Below are 11,182 nucleotides of genomic sequence, written 5' to 3' on the forward strand. Positions count from 1 at the left end.
GGTTCAGGGTGAAGGCGGCGGTGACACCGTCGGCGTCGTTGTAGGCGGCCTCGATCAGTGCAGGGTCCTTGTGCAGATCGATGCCGACCAGGGCCAGGCCGTGCTTGCCCATGGTCTGGCGCATTGCGCGCAGCAGCGCGATCGCATCCTCATCGGCGAAGTTGCCCAGCGTGGAGCCCGGGAAGAACAGCAGCCGGCGCGCGGCAGGCCGCTCTGGCGCGGGGACCTGCACAGGGCGGGTGAAGTCGGCACACACCGGCAGCATTTCCACGTCCGGCAGCGCCGGGGCCAGATGGTCGATGCTGGACAGCAACGCCGCGCGCGAGATCTCGATGGGTGTGTAGGCCACCGGGTCCTGCAGGGCAGCCAGCAGGCGCGCGGTCTTGCGGCCGCTGCCGCTGCCCAGTTCGACCACATGCACGCGCGGACCCACCGCCTGCGCGATCTCCGGCAACACCCGGTCCAGCAGGGCCAGTTCGGTGCGTGTGGGGTAGTACTCGCGGGTGTGGGTGATCTGCTCGAACAAGCGCGAGCCGCGCGCGTCGTAGAAGTACTTGGAAGGCAGCTGGCGAGAGGCGTGCGACAACCCCGCCACGGCGTCGGCAAGGATCTGCTGGCGGCCGGGGGTAAGGTCGGTCAGCGCCTGCAGCGCATCCTGGACGGTACTCATGAAAGATCCCTTGCCAGGCGCAGGCCTGAGAACTGCCAACGCGCCGGTGGCATGAAGAAGTTGCGGTAGCTGGCCCGTACATGGCCGCGCGGCGTGGCGCAGCTGCCACCGCGCAGGACCCACTGGCCACACATGAATTTGCCGTTGTATTCGCCGAGGTTGCCGGCGAAGGGACGGAAGCCGGGATAGGCGCCATAGGCGCTGCTGGTCCATTCCCACACGTCGCCGAACAACTGGCGCAGCCCGTCGCCCTGCCCTGCCATCGGGTGCAGATGGTCGTCGTCGGCGAAGTGGCCTTCGACAGGCTGCGAGGCGGCGGCCGCTTCCCATTCGAATTCGGTGGGCAGGCGGGCGCCGGCCCAGCGGGCGCAGGCATCGGCTTCGTAGTAGCTGAGATGACAGACCGGCGCATGCGGATCGAGCTCGCGCCAGCCACCCAGGGTGAACTCGCGCAGCAGGTCGTCATCCCAGTACAGCGGATGCTGCCACTGCTCGGCCTCGCGCAGCGCCCAGCCTTCGCTCAGCCACCAGCGCGGATCGCGGTAGCCGCCGGCGTCGATGAAGGCGCGGTACTCGGCGTTGCTGAGCGGGCGTTCGGCGATGGCATGCGCAGGAAGCAGCACGCGATGCACGGGCGATTCATTGTCATAGGCGAAGGCTGCGTGCTGCGGCCAGGCGGACGCACCGATGCTGACGATGCGCTCGCCCTGTTCGACCCAACCCTGCGTGCCGAGGGCGCTGACGGCGATGGGCAGGTCTTCGCGGTACGGCGGCTGCAGCGGATTGCACCAGAAGGCGTGCTTGATGTCGGTGAGCAGCAGTTCCTGGTGTTGCTGTTCGTGCTGCAACCCCAGCTGCAGGTGCTGCAGGGCGTCGCTGCCGAGATCGCCATCGCGCAGTCCTGCCAGCACCTGCTCATCCACATGCTGGCGGTAGGCGTGGACCTGCTGCAGCGAGGGCCGCGACAGCAACCCGCGCTGAGGCCGTGCGTGGGCGGGGCCGAGACTCTTGTAGTAACTGTTGAACAGATAGTCCCAGGCCGGATCCCAAGGTGTGTAGCCGGGCTGGCTGGCCAGCACGAAGCGTTCGAAGAACCAGGTGGTGTGGGCCAGGTGCCACTTGGCCGGGCTGGCATCGGCCATGCTCTGCAGCAGGGCGTCTTCCGGGCTGAGGGGTGCGGCCAGCTGCACGCTGCGCCCCCGCACATGGGTGAAGTGGCGGGCGAGGTCACGCTGCGGGGCAGCGACGGCGGCGGGTACGCTGTCCATGCGACCAGCTTCGACCGCGGCTGGTGAGCGCGATGTCATGGCCCGGTGCCGCGGTGTTCACATCAGGCTGCGCGCATTCAAGAAGGGCACCGTTGCGCCGCTAACGGCAGTGCTGCGGCCGCGTCGTGACCGCGCTGGAATTCCGTGTGTCCCATCATCCGCTTCGACAGCCTGTGCACTATCTGTTCGTGCTGCCCGCCGTGCTGGTCGCGCTGGTGCTGTGGGCGAGCCTGGAAAGCGATGATGTCGGCCGCGCCGGGCAGCGCATCCTGCCGTGGTTGCTGGCCTGCCTGGGTGCAGGGCTGGCGCTGCTGTACAACCAGGTGCGCACGCTGTGCCTGTTGCTGCTGGTGGCGCTGGCCTTCGCGGTGCTGCACCAGGACCTTGGGCACTACCTGCGCGAGGGCCGGGTGACGGCGTTGACGCCACTGCGCTTCCACGCGATCTCGACCTGGCTGCCGTTGCTGTTCGCCGTCCATGCGTTGTGGCCCGAACGTGGCCGCCGCCGCCAGGACCTGCTGCTGAGGGCCACGACCAGTGGTGTTGCGGTGGCGATCTTCATCCTGCTTGCCGTACAGCAGCCACGGGGCATGCACGACCTGCTGTCGAACCGGCACTTCCCCTGGATACCGAGCGACTGGAACGCGCTGGCGCAGCTGCCTGCCGTGCTGTTCCTGCTGGCCACCGCTGCGCTGGCATGGCAGGCGTGGCGCCAGCCGCGGCCGCTGCATACGGCGATGCTGCTGGCCCTGCTGTGCCTTTGGTGGATGCTGCCGCGGATCTTCCTGCAGCCGGCACTGCTGCCGGCGCTGAGCGTAGCGGCGCTGCTGCTGATGCTGGGCGCGACCCTGCAGGAGTCCTTCCACATGGCCTTCGGCGACGAGCTGACCGGCCTGCCCGGTCGCCGTGCGTTCAACGAGACCCTCAAGCGCGCCACCGGCACTTACAGCATCGCGATGATCGACGTGGATCATTTCAAGAAATTCAACGACACCCACGGCCACGACACCGGCGATGACGTGCTGAAACTGGTGGCCTCACGGTTGTCGCGGGTGGGCGACGGCGGCCGTGCGTTCCGTTATGGCGGCGAGGAATTCGCCGTGGTTTTCCTCGACCGCCCGGCATCGGCGTGCGTGGACGCGGTGGAGGCGCTGCGACAGGGCATCGAGCAGAGCCGCATGCAACTGCGCGACCGCAGCACGCGCACCCGCGACGATACGCTCGGCCAGCAGCAGCGCGGGCGCGGCGGTGGCGGTGCGGTGGTGCAGGTAACCGTCAGCATCGGCCTGGCCGACAGCCGGGTCGATCGGCGCCCTGCCGGGGTGGTCAAAGCGKCCGACCAGGCGCTGTATGCGGCCAAGGAGGAAGGCCGCAACCGCGTGTGCGCGCATGGCGGCCAGCGCGTGCTGGCCGTGCGCGGCAGCCAGGCTCAGACGGCGTCGAGGTAGTACCAGCGACCCTCGACCCGCAGGAAGCGGCTGTGCTCGGTCATTTTCACCGCGCTGCCGCCACCGACGCGGTAACGGGCGGTGAAGCGGACCTCGGCACTGTCGCTGCCGGTCACCTGGTGGTCCTGCACGGTCAGGCCCAGCCATTGGGTGCGCTGGCCGGGGGCATCATCGAGCGACAGTTYTGCCGGACGGGTGTCCGGGTGCCAGGTGGCACGCAGGTAGTCCGGCAGGTGGCGCACATAGGCGCTGTAACGCGAGCGCATCAGGCGCTCGGCATCCGGCGCGGCGTCGCCGGCATGGAAGCGACCGCAGCAGGCAGCGTAGTCGGCGGCCAGGCCACAGGGACAGGGATCGGGGGCGGTTCGGCTCATTCGGGTATTGTCGCGTGGGCGGCGGCAATGTGACAGGCGTATGCTGTCGCGCCCCCACTTCGATCGATCGCCGTGCTGGAACTGATTCCTCCTGAGTTGTGGTGGCTGGTGGTGATCGCCTTCATTGCCGGCCTGGTCGATGCGGCCGTGGGCGGCGGCGGACTGGTGCAGCTGCCCGGCCTGTTCACGGTACTGCCGCAGCAGACCCCGGCGATGCTGTTTGGCACCAACAAGTTCAGCTCGATGTTCGGCACCGGCGCAGCGGCATGGCGCTATGCGCGCAACGTGCGCTTCCCGTGGAAGCCGGTGCTGTTCGCCGCCGGTACGGCCTTCGTGTTCTCCTTCCTTGGCGCTACGGCGGTCAGCCTGTTGCCCAAGGACGCAGTGCGGCCACTGGTGCTGGTGCTGCTGGTGGCGATGTTGGCCTACACGCTGTGGAAGAAGGACTTCGGCGCGCTGCACCGGCCGCAGGACATCGGCCGCCGCGAGCTGGTGATCGCGCTGGCGATCGGTGCGGCGATCGGCTTCTACGATGGCTTCTTCGGGCCCGGCACCGGCAGCTTCCTGATCTTCCTGTTCGTGCGCTTCTTCGGGCTGGACTTCCTGCGCGCGTCGGCCGCGTCGAAGGTGGTGAACCTGGCGACGAACGTGGCGGCGATCTCGTTCTTCGTACCGACCGGCAACATCCTGTGGCTGTTCGCGCTGCCGATGGCGGCGGCCAACATCATCGGTTCGGTGGTGGGCACGCGGTTGGCGCTGAAGGGCGGCACGCCGTTCATCCGCAAACTGTTCGTGGGCCTGGTGGTGGTGCTGATCGCGCGGATGGCGTGGGATACGTTCCGCAGTGCGTAAACGCGGTTGCCGGCCAGCGGCCGGCACCACCACTATCGGGATTCATGACCCGGTAGGTGCCAACCTTGGTTGGCACAGCGTTTCCAGAGCGGTCAGGCTTCGGCTTCTTCCGGTTCGTCGGCCTGCTGGCGGCTGCGCTCCGGCAGCTTCAGGCGCTTGCCTTCTTCGTCGTACTCGATGAGCAGCACGYCCGAATCGTGGCGGCCACTGATCTCGACGAAGCAGGCGCCACCGATGAACGGTTCCAGCGTCATCACCGATTTCAGCGGGGTGGCCACCACCATCTGGAAACCGAAGTTGTCGAAGATGTTCATCGCCAGCGCGGTGAACTCGTTGTCGGCCTTGTCGAAGGCTTCGTCGAGCACGACTGCGGCGTAGCTGGGCAGCTGGCTGTCGGCGCCGCCGAGCTGGTAGCGCAGCGCCGCCGCCAGGCAGGTGGTGGCCAGCTTCTGCCGCTGGCCACCGGATTTGCCGGCGCCGCTGCGGTAGATCTCGACCTGCTGGCGCGTTTCCACATCCAGCTCCACGCCGATGAACTCCACGTGCAGGCGTACGTCCAGCACCACTTCGCGCCAGCGCTTGTCTTCGCCTTCCTGCGAACCGAGGCGGTTGACCAGCTGGCGCAGGACGGTGAACTGCGTTTCGGCCAGGTCGCGCTGCTCGGTCTGCTGCTGCGACAACACCTCGCGCAGCTGCTGGTGGAACTCCTGCACTTCCGGCAGGCGCCGGTCGTTCAGTTCGATGGTCAGCAGGGTGCCACGGTTGAAGGGCACCTGCTCCAGGCTGGCGTTGACTTCGTCCAGGCGCTGGCCGATCGACTTGCGGGCCTCGGCGCTGTGACGCTGCAGCGCGAGCAGGTTGTTCTTGCTCTGGTTCTGCAGCAGGTCGAAGAAGCGTTCTTCGTGCTGCGGCAGGCCATCGCGTTCAAGGCGTTCGAGGCGAGCGAGGAAATCCTCGGCCGAGGCCACCGACACGGTGAAGTCGCCCGATTCTTCCGGCCACTGCTGGATGAAGCGACGGAAGCAGCCAAGCAGCAGGTTCTCGATGCGGTTGACGTCCTGCTGCGAAGACGAGAGCTGTTCGTTCAGCGCGTTGCTGACCTGGCGCATGTGCGCTTCCAGCGTTTCCAGGCTGAGCGGGCCCTGCTCCTGCAGGCGCTCGGCCAAGCCGGCTTCCTGGTCTTCGGCCAGCGCTGGCAGGACCAGTGCACGGCTCTGCTGGCGGGCACGGTCCAGGCGGTCGCGTTCGCGCACCAGCTGGCCGCGCTCGACGCGGGTGTCTTCGTAAGTGCGGCGGGCCTGCTCGATATCGGCGCGGGTGGCGTCGATCTGCTGGGCGATCCTGGCCAGGTCGGCATTGCCTTCGCGCAGGGCGTGCAGGCTGGCCTCGATGTCGGCCAGGCGCTGCTGCGGCGCGGCGACGTCGATTTCGTTCCAGCTGATGCCGACCAGCTGGTGGCAGGCCAGGCGACGTTCGTTGTCGCGGTCACGCTGGCTGCGCAGGCGCGCGATGTCGGTATCGCAGCTGGCGATACGGGCGGCCAGCTCCTGGGCTTCCTTCTCGAAGACGGCCAGCTTGTCGCGGTTGCTGAAGCCCAGCAGCCAGCGGCGGCGATCATTGACCGCACTGCGGTCGTCCTTCTCGAAGCGATCGCCCGGATGCTTGACCTGGCCTTCGCGGGTGATGCCGCGGTCGACGTTGCGCAGCTGCTTGGCGTCCACGCACTCGTAGTCGAAGCGCTTGCCCAGCTCGCGCCGCAGCCAGCTTTCGAACACGTGATCACGCAGTTCCAGCTTGTGCAGCAGCGACTTGGCGGACGGTTCGCGGGCGAACGCATCATCATTGCGACGCACGCGGTAGTAGGTGAAACRCATGCCCAGATGGGTGCGGTTCACCCATTCGGCGACGTCGTTGTAATGCTTGTCATCGACCAGCAGCGATTGCGCGAAACCACCGAGCACGCGCTCGATCGCGCCCTGCCAGCTCTGCTCTTCCGAGCGGACCTGGATCAGTTCGCCGACGAACGGCAGGGCCGCTTCGGAGATGCCGGTTTCTTCGGCCAGGCGTGCGCGCAGCTTCTGCATCGGCGCAGGAATGCTGGAGGGTGTGCGCTGCATCGCCTCCAGTTCGCCACGCACTTCGGAGAAGCGCCGCTCGTCGTCGCGCTTGCCGCCCAACCGTTCGCTGATGGCGTCGTCCAGGGCGCTCGACGCACGCTGACGGTCTTCCAGTTCGGATTGCGCCTGCTCGACCAGCTCGGCGAAGCCATGTGCATCCTCGGGCAGCGCGGCCTGCAGCTTCTGTGCGGCGTCAYGCGCCTGCGCCTGCTTGGCCAGGCGGCGATCACGTTCGGCTTCGGCGCGGCCCTGCTCGCGTTCCAGTTCCTCGATGCGCTCACCACCCTGCTGGCGGCGCTGCAGTTCCAGCTCGGCCAGTCGTTCGGTGTGGTTGTCCAGCGCCGCACGACGCTGCGCTTCTTCGCCCAGCAGGCCACGATCGCGCGTGTCCATCTCGCGCAGGCGTGCTTCGATCAGCAACTGGCGGCGGCTTTCGCGGAAGCTGTCGATGCCGAGCTTGAGCGCTTCGTCGTCGCCGCGACGGCGACTCATCGCCTGCAGATCGCCATAGTGCTCGCGCGCCGGCTGCAGGGTTTCGACCTGACGCCGCGCGGTGACCACGGCCTGGTGCGCGCCATCGAGTTCGGCGAAATCGCTGACCAGTCGTTCGGCAGCGTCGAAGGTCTTCGGCGTGTCGAGCATGAAGTCGCGCAGGAAGACGTTCAGGTCACCCAGGTTCTTCGCCGACTGCGTCTTGTGCAGCAGCCGCAGCGCCATCTCGTTGTCGATGCCGAGCAGGTGGCGGAAKCGTTCGGCATAGCCGGAGAACGTGTCGAAGTGATGGACGTCGGCCAACTTCTGCTTGAGCTTGCGCAGGTCCAGATCGAAGCCGCCCAGATCCTTGGCGATGTCGAACGGACGCTCGGCAATCATGTAGTGCTTGCGCACGTCACCGGCGGAGGTGCTGCTGCCGGCGATCCAGAGCAGGCGTACCAGGCTGACCACGCGGCCATCGCCGGCGCGGTACTCCAGCACCAGCGCGGTCCAGGTCGCGCCCTTGCGCAGGTACTGGGTGGCGATTTCACCGGTGCCACTGTCCTGCTGGTCGGCCCACGCGCCGCGCACGTAGGACACCAGGTTGCGGTCGCGGCCGCTGCGTTCGGCTTCACGCGCTGCGGCGTTGAAGTCGACGATGGCCGGTGGCGTCAGCAGGGCGGACATGGCATCGAGCAGGGTCGACTTGCCCGAACCGGAGCGGCCGACGAACAGGAAGCCGCGCTCGGCGATCGGCACTTCGGTCAGGCCGTTGAAGGTGCCCCAGTTGTGCACCTGCAGGCGGCGCATGCGGAACTGCTGCAGGCGCGGGTCCGGCAGGCCTTCGTTGAACAGGGCGGGAGTGTGCTTGGAAATGGCCATGCGGTGCTCGGGTCTCTCAGGCTTCAGCGGCCGGGGTTTCGCGCAGCTGGCGGTAAACCGCCGACAGCTGGGATACGTCTTCGGCGGAGAACAGCAGCTTCAACGCCGGCGAGACTTCGTGGCGATCTTCCTGGCCGCCGAGGCGGGTCAGGATGTGGTTGTCCTTCATCTTCTGCACCGCCGAGGCGACACGGCGGTTGAAGCCGGCGCGGTCGGTGGACAGGTTCTTTTCGTAGATGGCCAGTGCTTCGGCCATTTCGGCATCGGCGACCACGGCGCGGTTGCCACGCGCATCGGCTTCGCCCAGTTGCTGGCGCAGGTACAGCAGCAGCACCGAATCGATGAAGGTCAGCGGCGAGGTGCGCAGCAGTACCGGTGCATCGACATCTTCGGTGTCGGCCTGGCGGGTGAACGCCACGCCACTGTCACGGTCGAGCACCAGTTCCAGGAACAGGTCCGACAGCGCCGAGCGGATACCGGCTTCGCTGCGGATCAGTGCCGGCCACAGCTTGGCGTGACGCAGCTGGTCGATGCTGGGACCGATCAGCAGCTGGCACAGCGCGCGGCGCGCATCCAGCGGCAGGCGGCCGGTATCGCCCATGTAGTAGACGTCGTTRCCGCGCCGGGGCTGGGCCACGGTCGCCACCGGTTCGGCCTGGTACGCGTCTTCGGCCAGGTCGGCATGCGGTGCATCGATGGGGTCTTCATGCCAGCTCATGGCGTCTCTCCTGGGTAAACCAAACCAGCGGGATGCGGGCACGACGGATCTGTCCGTCGCCACCTCGCCATTCGGCAAGCTCCTGTTCGCCGGCGATCACGCTGCCAAAGCGCGTGCCCAGCGAGAGGTAACCGATGACACTGCCCAGCCCCTGCGGCGCTTCGCGCTGCGACAGGGCCTGGGCAATGCTGAGTTTCGGCTGCCTGTCGAGCAGGTCGTGCAGGTCGCGGCGCAGGGTGCGGAAATCGATTTCCGACGACGCCACCAGATCGCCCACGCTTTCCAGGCTGATGCTGGCCGCATCGTTGTATTCGACGTTGCCATCGACCTGCGCGCTGCGCGGGTCGTGCAGCTTCCACTGCGACCACGAACGCAGGCGGCTGGTGGTCAGCTGCAGGTCGCGGCCAATGGCGCGCTGCGCCGGGAAGTCATCGCGCAGTGCCAGTGCTTCGGACTGCGCCTGCTTCAACAGCTGGTTGAGGCGGCGCTGTTCCAGGTAGCCACGGCTCTGCACGAATCCACGCAGGCTGCGCGCGAAGTTCTGCAGCACGTCATGCACCTGGCCACCACGCTCGAGCATGGTGCTGGTGAAGCCGCGCAGGAAGTTGCGCTCGTTGCGATCCAGCCGCCGGGCGAAGCCACGGGCCAGCAGCGTTTCCAGCGCGGCATCGAGCTGGGCGCTCTGTTCGGCGTCGTTGAGCAGGCGCCAGAACGCCTGGAAACTACGCCCCGCGTCGCTCTCGCCGATCACGTCCACGCCTTCGAACAGCTTGGACAGCACGTCGCCGCGCTCGCCTTCGTCATCGATGATGCGTTCGCGGAAATCACGGTTGAGCTGTTCGAAGTCGTCGCGCACGCGTCGGAAGTCTTCGGTCAACTCGTCGGCCAGACCGATGATCTGCCGCGTACGTTCCAGCGCGCGTTTGCCGTCCAGGGCCGTCACACGGCCAGCGCTGACACGGGCGATCTCGGCATCGATGCGATCGCGCTCGTCGCGTAGTGCGGACAGGCGTGCGTCCGGGTCGGCCTCGGTCTGCGCGGCCAGCTGCGACAGCTGCTCGATCACCAGTGCCAGACGGCTCTCGGTGGCGGCCACGCGGGCCTGCTCCATGCTGTCGGCGAAGCGGATCGCCTGCAGCGCCTGGGTCGAGAGCTCGTACTGCTCCTGGTCGGCGCCTTCAGGCAGCCGGCGTTCCAGCCAGCCCTGCGCGAGCCAATGGGCGACGTAGGCCTGCGCGGTCCGCGGCAGCTCGCGCGACAACTCGTCGCCGTTGAGCTGGTCCAGCGCACGCTGCAGGCGCTCGTTGAGGACCGATGCCGGCAACGTGCGATCGCCGTCCATCAGCAGGCCCTGCAGCAGGCCGATGATTTCCGGTGCGTGGTCGGCGGCGAGCAGCTTCCATTGCGGCTGTTCGCGCAGGTGGCGATAACGGGTGATACGTTCGCGGTGCTTCATGCAGCGAGATCGGTCGGAAGGGCGCGGCGGCCAGCGCGCGCGCAAAGGCGCGGCGCAGGCACGGCGAAAGCGGCGGCCACGCGCGGCCGCCACCGGGAGGCGACGGCGCTCAGCGCTTGCCGCCCACTTCGATGAAGCGCAGGAACTCGGCGCGGGTGCGGGCATCCTCGCGGAAGCTGCCCAGCATCTTCGAGGTGACCATGCTGACGCCGCGCTTGTGGATGCCGCGGGTGGTCATGCACTCATGGGCGCCTTCGACAACGACGCCGACACCGACCGGCTGCAGCACGTCCTGGATGCACTGGGCGATCTGCGCGGTCATCTTTTCCTGGACCTGGAAGCGGCGGGCGTAGGCTTCGACCACGCGTGCCAGCTTGCTGATGCCCACCACCTTGCCGGCCGGCAGGTAGCCGACGTGCACGCGGCCGATGATCGGCGCCATGTGGTGCTCGCAGTGGCTTTCGTATTCGATGTCGCGCAGGACGATCAGCTCGTCGTAGCCGGCCACTTCCTCGAAGGTGCGTTCCATGTAGGCGCGCGGGTCGTCGCGGTAGCCGCTGAACCAGTCGCCATAGGCTTCGGCCACGCGGCGCGGGGTATCCAGCAGGCCTTCGCGGGTCGGGTCCTCACCGGCCCAACGCAGCAGGGTGCGCACGGCATCCTCGGCCTGGACCTGGGTCACTTCGCCCTGCGGGGCGGCCTTTTCGTTGTTCTTGCTCATTGCATACAGCGCCCGAACGGGGGGCGAGCATCGTACCCGACCGGGGGGTGGGTCGTCCTCTGGGGACGGTTCATCGGGGGTCGTCGTGGTGCGTCATTGCTATCGGTCTGGAGGGGGTGAGGGGGCTGCGCAGGACACGCCCTGAACCCGTCCATGGGGGCTCGATGGCGCCATCCATGGCGCCAACGGTCCTGCGCAGCCC

At 67.6% G+C, this 11,182-nt stretch carries 9 protein-coding genes; 2 read left to right on the top strand and 7 right to left on the bottom strand.

Features of this window, described 5'->3' with window-relative positions; genetic code table 11:
* Both AC1VAN_RS02405 and egtB read right to left on the bottom strand, forming a co-directional pair.
* A partial coding sequence (locus AC1VAN_RS02405; protein ID WP_480985202.1) for an L-histidine N(alpha)-methyltransferase occupies positions 1 to 670 on the bottom strand: 670 nt, incomplete at its 3' end.
* Positions 667 to 1,938 (bottom strand): ergothioneine biosynthesis protein EgtB, encoded by a 1,272-nt coding sequence (egtB, locus tag AC1VAN_RS02410; RefSeq protein WP_032978548.1) that lies wholly within the window; start codon positions 1,936 to 1,938, stop codon positions 667 to 669. The genes AC1VAN_RS02405 and egtB, both read right to left, overlap by 4 nt.
* 146 nt (positions 1,939 to 2,084) lie before the next feature.
* Here egtB and AC1VAN_RS02415 point away from each other — a divergent pair, with 146 nt between their 5' ends.
* The gene (locus tag AC1VAN_RS02415) at positions 2,085 to 3,386 is read left to right on the top strand and encodes a GGDEF domain-containing protein (RefSeq protein WP_480985203.1); all 1,302 of its coding nucleotides are present in this window, start codon (positions 2,085 to 2,087) and stop codon (positions 3,384 to 3,386) included.
* On the opposite strand, the gene AC1VAN_RS02420 is transcribed toward AC1VAN_RS02415, so the two are convergent.
* Positions 3,368 to 3,760, bottom strand: coding sequence for a YchJ family metal-binding protein (locus AC1VAN_RS02420; RefSeq protein ID WP_480985204.1), 393 nt, complete (start codon positions 3,758 to 3,760; stop codon positions 3,368 to 3,370). The genes AC1VAN_RS02415 and AC1VAN_RS02420 overlap by 19 nt on opposite strands.
* A 72-nt stretch (positions 3,761 to 3,832) precedes the next feature.
* On the opposite strand from AC1VAN_RS02420, the gene AC1VAN_RS02425 reads away from it, so the two are divergent.
* Positions 3,833 to 4,612, top strand: a complete 780-nt coding sequence (locus AC1VAN_RS02425) for a sulfite exporter TauE/SafE family protein (protein ID WP_025875666.1) — start codon at positions 3,833 to 3,835, stop codon at positions 4,610 to 4,612.
* Between the two features lie 92 nt (positions 4,613 to 4,704).
* Here AC1VAN_RS02425 and AC1VAN_RS02430 read toward each other — a convergent pair whose 3' ends face one another.
* The 4 genes from AC1VAN_RS02430 to folE form a co-directional block, all read right to left on the bottom strand.
* Positions 4,705 to 8,085, bottom strand: coding sequence for an ATP-binding protein (locus AC1VAN_RS02430; RefSeq protein WP_480985205.1), 3,381 nt, complete (start codon positions 8,083 to 8,085; stop codon positions 4,705 to 4,707).
* A gap of 16 nt (positions 8,086 to 8,101) precedes the next feature.
* The gene (locus tag AC1VAN_RS02435) at positions 8,102 to 8,803 is read right to left on the bottom strand and encodes a DUF4194 domain-containing protein (protein ID WP_025875661.1); all 702 of its coding nucleotides are present in this window, start codon (positions 8,801 to 8,803) and stop codon (positions 8,102 to 8,104) included.
* Positions 8,790 to 10,259, bottom strand: coding sequence for a DUF3375 domain-containing protein (locus tag AC1VAN_RS02440; protein ID WP_025875659.1), 1,470 nt, complete (start codon positions 10,257 to 10,259; stop codon positions 8,790 to 8,792). The genes AC1VAN_RS02435 and AC1VAN_RS02440 overlap by 14 nt, the downstream gene beginning before the upstream one ends.
* A 109-nt stretch (positions 10,260 to 10,368) precedes the next feature.
* Positions 10,369 to 10,980 carry a GTP cyclohydrolase I FolE gene (folE, locus tag AC1VAN_RS02445; protein ID WP_025875657.1) on the bottom strand — a complete coding sequence of 204 codons (612 nt, stop codon included), beginning with the start codon at positions 10,978 to 10,980 and terminating at the stop codon, positions 10,369 to 10,371.
* Between the last annotated feature and the right edge of the window lie 202 nt (positions 10,981 to 11,182).

The organism is Stenotrophomonas sp. 05L44_2 (assembly GCF_056665995.1).

Excerpts from the sequence above, each read along its gene's own strand:
- AC1VAN_RS02440 (WP_025875659.1), bottom strand. The coding sequence starts at position 10,259 with ATGAAGCACCGCGAACGTATCACCCGTTATCGCCACCTGCGCGAACAG.
- egtB (WP_032978548.1), bottom strand. The coding sequence starts at position 1,938 with ATGGACAGCGTACCCGCCGCCGTCGCTGCCCCGCAGCGTGACCTCGCC.
- folE (WP_025875657.1), bottom strand. The coding sequence starts at position 10,980 with ATGAGCAAGAACAACGAAAAGGCCGCCCCGCAGGGCGAAGTGACCCAG.